At 58.7% G+C, this 13,845-nt stretch carries 14 protein-coding genes; 8 read left to right on the plus strand and 6 right to left on the minus strand.

Annotated features, from left to right (window positions below; all coding sequences use genetic code 11):
* Positions 1–161: 161 nt before the first annotated feature.
* Positions 162–461 (plus strand): hypothetical protein, encoded by a 300-nt coding sequence (locus B9Z48_RS21360; protein WP_146186256.1) that lies wholly within the window; start codon positions 162–164, stop codon positions 459–461.
* Between the two features lie 212 nt (positions 462–673).
* Here the strand turns inward: B9Z48_RS21360 and B9Z48_RS09450 are convergent, their stop codons facing one another.
* The 4 genes from B9Z48_RS09450 to B9Z48_RS09465 are packed head-to-tail and all read right to left on the minus strand — an operon-like array spanning position 674 to position 4,855.
* Positions 674–2,443 carry a M61 family metallopeptidase gene (locus tag B9Z48_RS09450; protein WP_108377973.1) on the minus strand — a complete coding sequence of 590 codons (1,770 nt, stop codon included), beginning with the start codon at positions 2,441–2,443 and terminating at the stop codon, positions 674–676.
* Positions 2,444–2,473: 30 nt separating this feature from the next.
* Positions 2,474–2,929, minus strand: a complete 456-nt coding sequence (locus B9Z48_RS09455) for a DUF3429 domain-containing protein (protein ID WP_108377975.1) — start codon at positions 2,927–2,929, stop codon at positions 2,474–2,476.
* Positions 2,926–3,642 (minus strand): DsbC family protein, encoded by a 717-nt coding sequence (locus B9Z48_RS09460; protein WP_089959007.1) that lies wholly within the window; start codon positions 3,640–3,642, stop codon positions 2,926–2,928. The genes B9Z48_RS09455 and B9Z48_RS09460 overlap by 4 nt, the downstream gene beginning before the upstream one ends.
* A 37-nt stretch (positions 3,643–3,679) precedes the next feature.
* Entirely contained in the window at positions 3,680–4,855 is a 1,176-nt protein-coding gene (locus B9Z48_RS09465; protein ID WP_108378188.1) for an FAD-dependent monooxygenase, read from the minus strand.
* A 210-nt stretch (positions 4,856–5,065) separates the two neighbouring features.
* On the opposite strand from B9Z48_RS09465, the gene B9Z48_RS09470 reads away from it, so the two are divergent.
* Positions 5,066–5,632: a DUF4823 domain-containing protein gene (locus B9Z48_RS09470; RefSeq protein WP_108377977.1), complete on the plus strand. Its 567-nt coding sequence runs from the start codon at positions 5,066–5,068 to the stop codon at positions 5,630–5,632.
* A 309-nt stretch (positions 5,633–5,941) separates the two neighbouring features.
* Positions 5,942–7,033, plus strand: coding sequence for a redox-regulated ATPase YchF (ychF, locus tag B9Z48_RS09475; RefSeq protein ID WP_108377979.1), 1,092 nt, complete (start codon positions 5,942–5,944; stop codon positions 7,031–7,033).
* A gap of 16 nt (positions 7,034–7,049) precedes the next feature.
* On the opposite strand, the gene B9Z48_RS09480 is transcribed toward ychF, so the two are convergent.
* Both B9Z48_RS09480 and B9Z48_RS09485 read right to left on the minus strand, forming a co-directional pair.
* Positions 7,050–7,988 (minus strand): alpha/beta fold hydrolase, encoded by a 939-nt coding sequence (locus tag B9Z48_RS09480; RefSeq protein ID WP_108377981.1) that lies wholly within the window; start codon positions 7,986–7,988, stop codon positions 7,050–7,052.
* A gap of 103 nt (positions 7,989–8,091) precedes the next feature.
* The gene (locus tag B9Z48_RS09485; protein WP_233261075.1) at positions 8,092–8,829 is read right to left on the minus strand and encodes a GntR family transcriptional regulator; all 738 of its coding nucleotides are present in this window, start codon (positions 8,827–8,829) and stop codon (positions 8,092–8,094) included.
* A 162-nt stretch (positions 8,830–8,991) separates the two neighbouring features.
* On the opposite strand from B9Z48_RS09485, the gene B9Z48_RS09490 reads away from it, so the two are divergent.
* The 5 genes from B9Z48_RS09490 to B9Z48_RS09510 are packed head-to-tail and all read left to right on the plus strand — an operon-like array spanning position 8,992 to position 13,807.
* Entirely contained in the window at positions 8,992–10,182 is a 1,191-nt protein-coding gene (locus B9Z48_RS09490) for a CaiB/BaiF CoA-transferase family protein (RefSeq protein ID WP_108378192.1), read from the plus strand.
* Positions 10,183–10,992 (plus strand): enoyl-CoA hydratase, encoded by an 810-nt coding sequence (locus tag B9Z48_RS09495; RefSeq protein ID WP_108377983.1) that lies wholly within the window; start codon positions 10,183–10,185, stop codon positions 10,990–10,992.
* 8 nt (positions 10,993–11,000) lie between these two features.
* Positions 11,001–11,984 carry a zinc-binding dehydrogenase gene (locus B9Z48_RS09500; RefSeq protein ID WP_233261076.1) on the plus strand — a complete coding sequence of 328 codons (984 nt, stop codon included), beginning with the start codon at positions 11,001–11,003 and terminating at the stop codon, positions 11,982–11,984.
* A 47-nt stretch (positions 11,985–12,031) separates the two neighbouring features.
* Positions 12,032–13,003, plus strand: coding sequence for a tripartite tricarboxylate transporter substrate binding protein (locus tag B9Z48_RS09505; RefSeq protein WP_089958980.1), 972 nt, complete (start codon positions 12,032–12,034; stop codon positions 13,001–13,003).
* A 15-nt stretch (positions 13,004–13,018) separates the two neighbouring features.
* Positions 13,019–13,807, plus strand: a complete 789-nt coding sequence (locus B9Z48_RS09510; RefSeq protein WP_108377987.1) for a class II aldolase/adducin family protein — start codon at positions 13,019–13,021, stop codon at positions 13,805–13,807.
* Positions 13,808–13,845: the final 38 nt, after the last annotated feature.

A 13,845-nucleotide genomic window follows, 5' to 3' on the forward strand; every position in this document is an offset into this window, starting at 1 on the left:
GCCTGCTTTTGTCCACCGGTTTGGGGGAGTTGGGCCACCGATTGCGGCAGTTTTTTATGGGTCCCTCGGTCAAGTCCGGATCAATGAACTTGACCATGGTCTGAAAGTGAATTTTTCAGGTACGACTATTTAAATCAAAACTGCCGCATATACACGATTTCATGACTGGCAAGGACTGCTGGGCATTGAGATGCGCGCTTCTTCATCAGGGTATCTCTGATACAACTAAACAGAAGTCCAAGGACACCATCTCTAAGTTTTGTTTTACAACTTTGCCGATGCATAGATGTAAACATGATGGCGTGTTGGTGCTGAACACTAAAAATTTTTGCGAAGAAATGATTGGAGCTGTTGAAAAATGGCTTGAATATGTAGCTACACGGGGTGATGTTATGGAACGGATCAATTCATTAATGAAAATACATCAAGGTCCTGGTTTTTCATATGATTTGATTAAGTGACATTTTCTTAAGCAAATCTAAGGCGGTGTGGAGCGCAGCCAGGGCAAGGCCAAACGAGTAGTGGATTTGCGTAGTCAGTGAACCATTACCTCGCGGGTGATTGTTTGCATAAGCCCATCCCTGCAGACGATTGCACACACACCGCCAAGGCTTGCCATCGAACAGGGTCGCTGACTGCCGATGCAATGCCCGCAGGGCATGCCTGGCAGCCCTCACGCTGCGGGCCAGCCGCTTTGGCGGCCCTCGGCCGTGGCCAGTTTCCAGGTGCTGGACTCCTCGGGCATTTTCATGGGCAAGCGCAGCAGGCGTTTGTCGCGTGCGACCAAGGCGATGAATTGACGCTCTTGGCCAAGCAAAGCGCTCAGCTCATCGAGTTTGTTCAGACGCCAACTGCCGCCTTGGCCCTTGTTCCCCACATCCAGCCCCAACCACTCGTCACCTGCGGCCAGGCCTGCTGCCTCGGCAGCGCTGTGGCGCAGCACGCTTTTGACGTGCACATGGCCGCTGTTTTCATTCACGCGCAGGCCCAGGCGCTGTGCCAGGGAGCCGGCTTCGGACTTGATGTCAATGCCCTGACTTGACAGCAGTTCGCGCAGGGGCAGGTCATGGGTGCTGTGCACCCAAGCTTGGATTTCAGCTTGCCAACTGCGCCCGGTCAGGGCGTGCAACTCGTCGAGCAAATCCTGTTCGCGCATGGGCCCAGCTTTGCAGCGTTTCCACAGGCCGCGCATCACGCCGTCCAGGGTGTGGCCTTCTTTGCGCAGGCTCAAGTCCAGACACAAGGCGACCAAGGAACCTTTGGTGTAATAACTCACGGTGGCGTTGAGTGTGTTTTCGTCCTGGCGGTAGTACTTGACCCAGGCGTCAAAGCTGGCCTGTGCCACAGTCTGAACATGGCGGCCTGGCGTTTGCTGAACTTGGTTGATGGCTTGGCCCAAGAGCTTCAGGTAAGTGGCATCGTCAATCAGGCCCGCTCGGCGCAGCAGCAGATCGTCGTAATAACTGGTGAAGCCTTCAAAAAACCACAGCAATGGCGTGTAGTTTTCTTGGGTGTAGTCGTAGCTGGCCAAGGCATCTGGGCGCAGTTGCTTGACGTTCCAGGTGTGAAAGTACTCATGGCTGATCAGCCCCAACAAGGTGGTGTACCCGTCGCTGGCAAACGGGCGGCCCTGCTTGTGCACGAGGCGTGGCAGGTCGGCGCGGTTGCAGATCAGCGCAGTGCTGTTGACGTGTTCCAGCCCGCCGTAGCCGTCGTGCACAGCGTTGAGCATGAAGAGGTAACTTTGGTGAGGTGCTTTGGAGCCGGCCTGCGTGCCTTGTCCGTGCCAAAAGCGAATTTCAGCCTCGCAGATTTTTTGTGCATCGGCCAGCAGGCGGTCACCATCAAAAGAGGGCAGAGCACCGGCCACCACAAAGCGGTGCGCAATGCCGCAAGCCGAAAACTGACCGCTCCAAAACTCGCCCAACTCCACCGGACAATCCACCAGTTCGTCGTAGTTGACAGCTTGGTACAGGCCAAACCCTTTTTTGTCGGTTTTGACGGGTGTCAGGCCCGTGGCGGCTTGCCAGGTCGCTTGGCCTTTGACGGCGGGCAGCAGCAGCTGGTGCGGCGCATGCTCTTGACCATGCACCCGCAAGCAAAGACTGGTGCCATTGAAAAAACCGCGCTGGCTGTCGAGCCAAGCGGTGCGCACCGACGGGTCAAAGGCATAGACCTCGTAGCTGAGCACCAAAGCTTGATCGCGCTTGCAGCTCATCACCCATGTGCATTTGTCCTGTTGGATCAAGGCGATGCTGCGACGGCCTTGTTTGGCCGTGAGTTTTTGCAGGTTTTTTGCAAATTCGCGCACCATATAACTGCCGGGAATCCAGACTGGCAGTGACACGGTTTGAGTGGCTTGGGGCTCCGGGACGGTCAGCGTGACACGAAACAAGTGGGCGTGCAGGTCGGCGGCTTCAACGGTGTAGTGGATGGCGGTCATGGGTCAAGGCTGAAATGGGGGGGCTTGGGCTCAGGTGGCGCCTGCGGCCAAAAAACAGCTCAGGCTGGCCACGATGGTCAGCTGCAAGCGCATGGGCAGCCACGGTGCCAGGCCTGCGGCAGGCCATGTGCGCCGGTCCATCACGTAGCAGCCGATCAGCACAAATCCCAGCAAGGGCAAACCGGCAAAGGCGGGCATCATCACGCCCACCCAAGCCAGGATGGAAGGCACCACGCCCCAGGTGAAATGGATGCGCGGAGCGTTGGGCACGATCAAGGCATTGCGAAACCCCACACCCCAGTGAATGCCCCCCAAAAAGGACACGATCACTGCGCCATAGCCCTGCATGGCCAAGGCCACATAAGGGTGCAAGTCAGGACCCACCAACCACAGACACAGGGCCAAAAACACAAAAGGGATCAAGCCTGCATAACCCAGGCGTCGGATCCATTGCCAAGTAGGGTCTTCGGTTGTGTGCATGTTCATTTGATGTCAGCGAGCATTTTTTCGATCTGGGCCAAAGGCACAGCACCTGGCACGCGTGTGCCATCGGCCAACAAGATCATGGGTGTTCCGGTGATGCGGTTCTTCTTGCCAAACTCCACTACGGTGTCAATGGCGCTGGCATCGCAGTTGGCTGTCACCGGCACTGTCGCGTTGATCATCCAGTCGTTCCAGGTTTTGGCTTTGTCTTTGGCGCACCAGATGTTTTTGGACTTGGTCTTGGAGTCCTCGCCCAAGATGGGGTAGAGGAAGTGATAGATGGTCACGTTGTCCAACTTTTGCAGGTCTTTCTCGAAGCGCTTGCAGTAGCCGCAGTTGGGATCGGCGAACACCGCCAATTTGCGTTTGCCGTTGCCGCGCACCTGGGTGAAGGCGGTTTTCAGGGGCAACTGGTCAAAGGGGATGGCCGACAGTTTGTCCATGCGCTCTTCGGTCAGGTTGCGTTTTTGCTTGACGTCGATCAGCGCCCCTTGGATCAAAAAGTTGCCCTCGGCGTCGCTGTACATCACATCGTTGCCCATGCGGATTTCATAGAGGCCGTTCATCGGCGTTTTGCTGACCTCGTCAATTTTGGGCAGGTTGCTCAGGCGTTCGCTCAGGTTTTTGCGGATGGTGGCTTCCTGGGCCATCACGCTGCCCAAAGACAAAGCGGTGGTGGCCACAATCAAGGCCAATTTGGAGAGAACGAACTTCATAAAAACGCTTTCAGATGCAGAAAAACAAAAGGGCAGTTCAGCGCGAAGCTGAAGCTTCATGCGCACTTTGGCCCATGGCGCGTTGGGTCATCCAGTGCTTGAGGGGGCCGCTGCGGTCAAAGCCGCGCATCCCCCAATTGCGCAGGTTTTGCCAGACCGGACCGGGCTGCGCAAACAAGCGTTGCAGGCCATCGGTGACCAGGCCCATGGCCTGGACATCGGCTTGACGTGCGCGTTCGTAGCGGCGAAGCAGTTTAGGGTCATAAACTGGCCGCCAAAATTCTTTGGCACGGATCACCTGCACCAGTTCAGCCACATCGGCCAGGCCCACGTTCAGGCCTTGACCTGCCAGCGGGTGCATGGCGTGAGCGGCGTCACCGGCCAGCACAAAAGCCTGTTTCGTGGTGCCGGGCATCACGCCCATCCAGCGCGAGGCACGGGCCAGTTGCAGCGGCCACACAGCACGCTCTGCAGACAGCGTCATGTGACCCAAGGCCAGGCCACAGGCCTGTGCCAATTCGGCGGCAAAGGCTTCGGCAGTCAGACCCATCAGGTCAGCGGCGCGCAGAGGGTGGACGGACCAGACCAGCGCCACTTCACGGCCGCCTTCGCCGCCCAAGGGCAGCAGCGCCAAGATCTCGGCTTGGGCTTCAGTTCTGCCCGGCACTTGGCCCCATGTGAACCACTGGCGAGCCACGCCACCGTGCGGCCGTTCGCAGAGCAAACGGGTCGCCACGGCGTGCTGCTCATAGGCCTTGATGTCAAAAGCCACGCCCAGTTGTGCGCGGGTCAGGCTGTCGCGGCCTTCACAAATCACAGTGAGGGAAGCGGCCACGGGGGCCTGCACGACTTCGATCAACGGTTGAAACTGAACGGCTGCCGTCAAGCGTTCTTCCAGCACGGGCACGTCCACCATCCAGTTGAGTTCGCCTGTGCCCAGGTTGGGGGTGTCAAAAGTCAATTCACCGCCGTGGTCGCCAAAGACCTGCATCTGGTGCACAGGTGTGACGGCCGGGCTGTCAGGCCAGCAGCGCAGGTCTTGCAAAATGCGCTGCGAAGCCCCATTGAGCGAGTAGGCCCGCACGTCGGGGCTTGCGCCTTTGACAGGTACATCGACCAGCGCCACGCGCAGACGTTCGCGGGCCAGCAGCAGTGCCAAAGTGCGGCCCACAATGCCAGCGCCGCGGATGCATATATCGGAAGGGTTAGCCATGGCTGCATTGTAGGTGGCCGCCCCAGAGCACCAAGCGGTCACTGGACCACAAGACCCTGTCCATCCTGGGCATGTCCTGGAAGGGCACATCTCACCCGTGCAGGGCTGGGTGCTTGTGTTCTTTGGGTCAATTGACCGTAAAAAATATCTACTTTTATCAATTAAATGTGAAATATTGAATTAAATTCAGTCTTTTTGATGAGGTGTTCAGTGAGTTACAAAAGCAAAGTGGCCATGGTTTTGGGGTGCATCGGGCTGGTTTCATGCAGCGCCATTCCTGATGTGACGCATCAAGGTCAACCCACGGGCACCACCGCGCAGTCACGCCACAGTGGTGCGACCCCGTCCTTGGTTTGTGTCGTGCAACCCGGCGACCCCTCCAACGGACAAGAGAAAACGGCCGGAAGTGGCGCTGAAATCGGTCGTCGAATTCAGCAGTCGGTGCAACTAGCGGGATCGAAAACACTGATGATCCAGGGCGGCACGGGGCAGCCCTCGGAAGAGTGCCTGCGCCGAGGGGGCACGCATGTGCTTGAGACCCGAATCGCCCACTACGAAGACAACATGACAGGCTGGTCTGGCAAGCCGGACCGGATCGAGCTTCAGCTGCGCTTGAGCCTGGCATCTGAACCCGCATCGGTGCGGCAAATCAGCTACGAGGCCAAGTCCAATGTGGCGGCCAGTGCTTTCATGGAGTGGGGAAATGCCAAACCGGTCAGCCTTTTGAAAGGCGATTTTGACCATCTGGTCAGCCGTCTCTTGCGCGATATTCGCTGATCCATCGTTTCTTGGGTCCGTGCAGTCTGGATGGGGTGAGCGCTTTTGAAATCACCCCTGAAACGGATGGACGACAGCCACGACAGATGAGACTCGATCTTTTCAAAGTTCACAGGGCTGGATCCCTCAGTACAATCGTTGGCACACCCCCCAGGACAAAACCAGGACACAAAACCCGCATTTGGCGCAGTTTTGGATGAAACCCCCGGCACTTTGGCTACCACGGATCTGCGCAGGTCAGGCTGATTGACCACGCGGGTTTTGGACATGAACGCATGACTGGGGTCTTGATTTATAAGGACTTTTTCCATGAGCCTCAAATGCGGCATCGTGGGTTTGCCCAACGTTGGCAAATCCACCCTTTTCAACGCCCTGACCAAAGCCGGCATCGCCGCTGAGAACTACCCCTTTTGCACCATCGAGCCCAACACCGGCGTGGTCGAGGTGCCTGATCCGCGCTTGCAGCAATTGGCCGACATCATCACACCCGAACGCATCGTGCCGGCCATTGTGGAGTTTGTCGACATTGCCGGTTTGGTGGCCGGGGCCAGCACGGGCGAAGGCCTGGGCAACAAGTTTTTGGCCCACATCCGCGAGACCGACGCCATCGTCAACGTGGTGCGCTGCTTTGAAGACGACAACGTGATCCACGTCGCCAACAAGGTTGACCCGATTGCCGACATCGAGGTCATCCAGACCGAGTTGTGCCTGGCCGACCTGGCCGCTGTTGAAAAAGCCATCCATCGCGTGAGCAAAATCGCCCGTTCTGGCGATAAAGACGCGGTCAAGCAAATGGCGATCCTGGAAAAGTGCCAAGCGGCTCTGAACGACACCCAGCCGGTGCGCACCATCGACTTCAGCAAAGAAGAACGCGCCGAACTCAAGCAGTTCTTCTTCATCACCGCCAAACCCGCCATGTTTGTGGCCAACGTGTCGGAAGACGGCTTTGAGAACAACCCCTTCCTCGACCGCTTGAAGGCTTTTGCCGCCAAGCAAAACGCACCCGTGGTGGCCATTTGCGCCAAGATCGAAGCTGAGTTGTCCGAAATGGAAGATGCAGATCGTCTGGAATTCTTGAAGGAACTGGGCCAGGACGAGCCCGGCCTGAACCGCCTGATCCGCTCGGCTTACAGCTTGTTGGGCCTGCAAACCTACTTCACCGCGGGCGTGAAAGAAGTGCGCGCCTGGACCATCCATGTGGGCGACACCGGCCCGCAAGCGGCTGGCGTGATCCACACCGACTTTGAAAAAGGCTACATCCGCGCCCAGACCATCGCCTTTGACGACTTCATCACCTTCAAGGGCGAGCAAGGTGCCAAAGACGCGGGCAAGATGCGCGCCGAAGGCAAGGACTACGTCGTGAAAGATGGCGACGTGATGAACTTCTTGTTCAGCTCCTGATGCCGCGTCAAGGCGGTCAGTTCAAAAAACTTTTCACCGCCTGCACCGTGGCCTCGGGGTCCTCTTCGTGGGGCACATGGCCCAGGCCCTCAAAGACCTGGAGTTGGCTGCCTGCGATGTCCTTGTTAAAACCTTGCCCGTGCTCGGGCGGTATCAACCGGTCTTCGCTGCCCCACAAAATCAAGGTGGGTTGGCGCAGCTGAGAAATCTCCCCGGCCAGGGCGGCGTCGCTGCTGCGGTATTGGAAGCGTTTCGTCAAGCTGGCCCGGTTGCCTTCGCGCAGCGTCAACTCGTAGTAGCGATCCACCAGATCGGCGCTCACCCTTTCCGGCTGGCCATAGACGTTGCGCACGCTGGCGGCAATCATGGATCGGGGCAGGACTTTCTGGGTGACTGGCGCCAGCCATGACATCTGGGCCAGTCGAAAACCGATGGGCATGGACTGGGGTTGCAAGGGGTAACCCGTGGCATCGACCAGCACCAGTTGGCGCACCCGCGTTGGGTGGGCCAGCGCGGTTTGCCAGGCAATGCCGCCGCCCAGCGAGTTGCCCGCCAGCACGGCCTGGTCGATGTTCAGCAAGTCCAGCAAATCCCGCATGAAGCCGGTGTATCGCGCCATGCTGTAGTCGCCATCGGGTGCGGGGCCGGTCAGCCCGAAGCCGGGCAAATCCATGCGGACCACACGGCGGTGTGGGCTCAACGCGGCCACCCAGCCGTCCCAAGTGTGCAAACTGGCCGAGGTGCCGTGGATCAACACAATGGGGGTCGGGTCATCGCGTGGCCCCTCGTCGCGAACATGCACCTGCATGCCTTGCAGCGTCACAAAGCGCGATGGCGGTGCGGCCCAGCGTGCTTTGAGGGAGTCCACCGAGCGGTCGGGTGCCCAGCTCCAGGCCAAGACCCCAATGCAGGCCACCAGTAAAGACAAAAACAAAGTCCAAAATGTGTTGGCCATGTGCAAATCTCAGAAAGTGAACAACTGCACACTTGTTGTGTGATGTGCCTTGTTGGTGTGCAAGCGGGGGCAAAAGTGCATGCAATGGGGTCAGCAGTCAGGCTCAAAGCCTGGCCAGCGGAGAATGGCTGTCGATGTTGCTCAGCAAGCGCTCGCGCCCTTTGAGCACGTGCCGCTCGGCGGTGGTTTTGGCTTTGGCCTTCGAGCCTTTGACGATGGCTTCATACAGTGTGCGGTGCTCGGCATTGGACTGGCGCATGTTGCCCGGCGCATTGAAGTATTCACGCCGAAACAGGTGCATTTCTTTCACATAGTCGTCGTAAGCCGCCTGCGCCCGCCGGTTGTTGGCGAGCTGCAGAACCAGGGCGTGGAACTGCAGATTCAACTCGTAATAGAGGTTGGGGTTTTCAGTTTCACAGGCATGGTCCATGGCTTGCAGAAGTTCTTCGAATCTGGCTTTGTGACTCTCGGCCATGTGTTCCGTGGCGCGTTCGGCGGCAAAGCCAAACACCAGGGCCCGCAGGTCGTAAAGCTCCAGCATTTCGCGCACCGACATCTGGCGCACAAACACCCCCCGGTTGAGCACGGCCGTGACCAATCCCAAACCGGTGAGCATGCGAATGGCCTCGCGCACAGGGCCACGGCTGGTGCCCATGCGCAGGGCCAAAGCCGCTTCGTTCAGGCGCTCACCGGGTTTGAGCTCACCGCTGTAGATGAGTTGCTTGAGCTGGTCCGCCACAAAAACAGGCAAACCTTGCTCGGGCTTTTCGGGGGCTGCGTTCATGGGCTGAAGGTTGTGCTGTTCAGGGTTGGATGTTGCTGAAAAACGCAGCAGTTGCATGTCTTCATGCTAACTGATGATGTGACAAATCATCCCATTGGCGTCGCCAATGTGTCAACAATTCAGTCAAAGTGTTGACACTTTTTGGGCTGACGTTCACACTTTATGTGGTCAACAAGTGTCTGTTTTTGACCCGTTCGTGTTTTCCGTTTGGAACTTTTCATGCCGCACCAACCCGCATCTGCTGCGCTGTCGCGTTTTCGAGTGATCGACTTGACCCAAGTCCGCGCCGGCCCCACCGCTTGCCGCCAGCTGGCCGATTGGGGAGCCGATGTGGTGCAGGTGCAAATGCCCGAGCACATGCGAGGTGACGACACGCTGGGTGGGCAAGAGGGCTCGGACTACCAGTACACGCACCGCAACAAGCGCTCGATCACGCTCAACCTCAAAGAGCCCGAGGGCATTGCGCTGCTCAAAGACTTGATCGCCAGGGCCGATGTGGTGGTCGAAAACTTCCGCCCCGACGTCAAGTTCCGCTTGGGCATTGATTACGAGACCCTGAAAAAGGACAACCCTGGCTTGGTGTACGCCAGCATTTCGGGCTTTGGCCAGACCGGGCCTTTGGCTGCACGGCCGGGCTTTGACCAGATCGCGCAGGGCATGGGCGGACTGATGTCGGTCACGGGCTTGGCCGAGCAGGGACCCATGCGCGTGGGCATCCCCATTGCTGATTTGTGCGCGGGCATTTTTGCCGCCCAAGGCATTTTGGTGGCCTTGCTGGAGCGTGAAAAGTCTGGCCAAGGCCAGTGGCTGCACACCTCGCTGCTCGAGTCCATGGTCTACATGATGGATTTCCAGACTTCGCGCTGGCTGATCGACGAAGAAGTGGCCACACAGGCGGGCAACTTCCACCCCACCAGCATCCCCACCGGGGTGTACAAGGCCCGTGACGGCTACATGAACATCGCGGTGTTTGGCTCCAAAATTTGGGAGCGCTTTTGCGATATTTTGGAAGCGCCGCAATGGGTCACCGACCCGCGTTACCAAGACAAGCCCAGCCGCTCGGTCAACCGCGACGCCCTGAACGCCGAGATCAACGAACGCCTGGCCAAGCAAGACCGTGCTTATTGGATTGAGCGCCTGAACGATGGCGGTGTGGCCTGTGGCTTGATCAACAGCATGGACGAGGTGTTCAACGAACCCCAAGTGCAGCACTTGAAGATGGTCAAAGAAGTGGTGTCGGTGCACCAAGGGCCGCAGCGTTTGGTGGGCCAGCCGGTGCAACTCGAGCGCACGCCCAGCACCATCGCCCGCGCCGCACCCCGCCGTGGCGAGCACAGCGAAGAAATTTTGGGCGAACTCGGGCTCGATGCCCAGGTGCTTGCCCAACTCAAATCCAAAGGAGTGTTTTGAATGTCCGACGTCGTCTACACCTCACCCACCGAACGGGTCAACACCTGGCTGGAGGGCAGCACCCTGCACATCCAGTTCAACAATGTGGCGCGGCACAACGCCTTGTCGGTGGACATGTGGGAGGCCGTGCCTGCGCTGCTGAACCAGGCCGAACACGACCCGCGTGTGCGTTTGGTGGTGTTTTCGGGGGCAGGCGAGAAAGCCTTTGTGTCGGGGGCTGACATTTCGCAGTTTGAAGACATGCGTGCCGCGCGTGAGGCGGTGACCCGCTACGAGCACATGGCCGAGACCGCGCTCATGGGCATCTTCAATTTCCCCAAGCCCACACTGGCCTGCATTCGCGGTTTTTGCATCGGTGGCGGCATCAACGTGGCCATCAGCTGCGACATGCGCATTGCCGCCAGCGATGCGGTGTTCTCGGTGCCCGCCGCCCGACTGGGCCTGGGCTACCGTTATTCGGCCATGAAAAACCTGGTGGACTTGATTGGCCCGGGTGCGGCCAAAGACTTGTTTTTCACTGCTCGAAAAATCAAAGCGCCAGAGGCGCTCAGCCTGGGTTTGGTCACGCGGGTGTGTGCCCCCGAAGACTTGCCTGAGTTGCTGGCCGAATACACCTCGGCCCTGGCGGCCAACGCCCCCCTGACCATTCAGGCAGCCAAGGCCATCACCCGCGAAATCCTCAAGCCCTCACCCGAGCTGGACATGGACCTGTGCACCCAGCTCATTCGCGGCTGCTTTGACAGCGCCGACTACGCCGAAGGCCGCAAAGCCTTCATGGAAAAACGCCAACCCGTCTTCAAAGGCGAATGAGGTCTCACATGAAATCGTATTGGATGAACATCGCTGAAGGCCAAGCCAGCATGGCGCTGCGCGAAGTGGACAGGCCGGAGCCCGGCGCAGGCCAGGTGTTGGTCAAGCTGCACGCGGCGTCGCTGAACCGGGGTGAATTGATCGTGGGCCACGGGCTGCACGGCAAAGGCGGCAGCAAGCCTGCCGGCATGGAAGGGGCAGGACAAATCGTTCAGCTGGGCAGTGACGCCGGGGCCTGGCAAGTCGGTGATCGTGTCATGGGCCGCTGCCCGGGGGCGTTTGCCGAATACGCCTTGATGGATGTGCGCGAAATCATGCGTGTGCCGGACAACTTGAGTTTTGAGCAAGCCGCATCGATACCCCTGACGTTTTTGGTGACCTATGACCTTTTGGTTTTGCAAGGTCATTTGCAAGCCGGGCAATGGCTGTTGGTCAATGGTGTGTCTTCTGGTGTGGGGGTGGCCAGCCTGCAAATGGCCAAGGTGCTGGGGGCCAAGGTGATGGGCACCTCAGGCTCGCAGGCCAAGCTCGATCAATTGAAACCACTTGGCTTGGACGTGGGCTTGTGCACACGCGGTGCCGATTTTCACCAGGCCGTGTTGCAGGCCACCGATCAACAAGGCGTCAACCTGGTGGTGAACACCGTGGGCGGCACGGTGTTTGCCGAAAACATGCGCTGCATGGCCTTTCAAGGGCGCATGGGTTTTGTGGGGTATGTGGACGGCACGCTCAACGCCAACATTGACCTGGAAGCGCTGCACGCCAAACGCTTGTGCTTGTTTGGGGTGTCCAACAAATTGCGCACGCCCGCCCAGCGGGCGCAAGGCATTGCGCAGTTTGCCGCGCAGATTTTGCCGGCCTTTGCCGACGGTCGCATCCAGCCCTTGATCGACCGCGTGTTTGAGTTTGACCAGCTGGAGGCGGCCAAGCTGCACATGGAAAGCAACCAACACACGGGCAAGATCGTCTTGCGCATTGCCAGCAGCGCCTGAGACCGCGCTCAGGCCACTGCCCATTTTGAAGCCATGGAGACAACAGCATGAACAAAAGAATCCTGATTTCCGCCTTGGTCCTGTCCTGTGTGACCTGGAGTGCGCAAGCGCAGGGGACGGCTTACCCGAACAAGCCCGTGCGTTTGGTGGTGGGCTTTGCGCCCGGTGGTGCGGCCGACTATGTGGCCCGCGCCATGAGCGACGCCATGGGCAAATCTTTGGGCCAAACGGTGATCGTGGAAAACCGGGCAGGTGCCGGCTCCAGCATCGCGGCCGAAAACGTGGCCAAGTCGGCAGCCGATGGCTACAGTGTGTTGCTGGCCAGTCCCAGCAGCATTTCGGTCAATCCTGCTTTGAACCCCAAGCTCAACTACACACCCAAAGACTTGGTGCCGGTGACCAAGGTGACCACGTCGCCCCTGGTCATTGCCGTCAACCCCGGCATCGGCATCAATTCGGTGCAAGAGTTGATCGCCCGCGCCAAACAGGCCCCAGGCAAGATCAATTACGCCACGTCGGGCAATGGCTCGGCACCGCATTTGGGTGCCGCTTTGTTCACCCAATTGACCGGGGTCGAGATGGTGCACATCCCGTTTCGGGGGGGCAGTCCAGCCATTCAGTCGGTCATTGCGGGCGACACCCAGGTCACCTTTGGCACACCGCCTTCGGTTTTGCCCATGATCCAAGCGGGTCGTTTGAAAGGCTTGGCCGTCAGTACCAAGAACAGCACGCCATTGGTGCCCGGCTTGCCGGGCATGCAGGAAGCCCGATTGCCCGAATACGGGATTGAGTTTTGGTATGGCTTGTTTGTGCCGGTGGGCACGCCACCTGCCGTGATCAAAAAGATTTTTGATGCAGCACAAACCGCCATGGCCCAGCCTGCTGTGAAAGCGGCTTTGGCCCGCGAAGGCACCGATGTTGCTGTGTCCACTTCGCCAGAACACTTCGGGACCTTCTTGACCGAAGATGCCAAATTTTGGGTGAATCTGGTCAAGAGCGCCGGCGTCAAACTCGATTGAAACACTGGAGTTGTCATGCTTGAAAACGGAATATTGAAAATCGAGTCGATGCAGGCTCGTTGTACACCCGAAGAGTGGCAGGCGCGTGTCGATCTGGCGGCTTGCTACCGGCTGTTGGCCATTTATGGCATGTCGGACATGATGGCCAACCACATCTCGTCGCGAGTGCCGGGCGAGGAGGGCGCTTTTCTCATCAACGCCTACGGCATGATGTACGAAGAGATCACAGCGTCGAGCTTGATCAAGATTGATCACGACGGCAACATCTTGGCCAAGCCCGATTTTGGTGACTTGAACTACGGCATCAACAAGGCCGGTTATGTGATCCACAGCGCGGTGCACGCGGCTCGTCCCGAGGTGGACTGCGTCATTCACACCCACAGCTGGGCCTCCATGGCGGTGTCCTCGCTCGAATGTGGCCTCTTGCCGATCACGCAAACGGCCATGCGCTTTTTGAAGATTGGCTACCACGACTACCAGGGTGTGGTGCTCGATCTGGCCGAACAGGCGTCCTTGGTCCAAGACCTGGGGCAGGGGGAGGCGCTCATCTTGCGCAACCACGGGGCCTTGACGGTCGGCCGCAGCGTGGGCGAGGCCTTCAACTGGATGCACCGCTTGGAGCTGGCTTGCCACGCTCAACTGGCGGCCATGGCCTGCAACACGCCCTTCGTGAAAGTGGCCCCTGAGGTGCTGGAAGAAACCTGGAACAACTACCAGCCCAGCACGCGCAGGCCTTACGGTTTGATGGAGTGGCCCGCCTTGCTGCGCAAACTCGACCGCATGGACCCCAGTTACAAGACCTGAGGTTTGTTTTGCCCCAGGGCTGTGATCACCATTGTTGA

The organism is Limnohabitans sp. WS1 (assembly GCF_003063265.1).
Taxonomy (GTDB): domain Bacteria; phylum Pseudomonadota; class Gammaproteobacteria; order Burkholderiales; family Burkholderiaceae_C; genus Limnohabitans_A.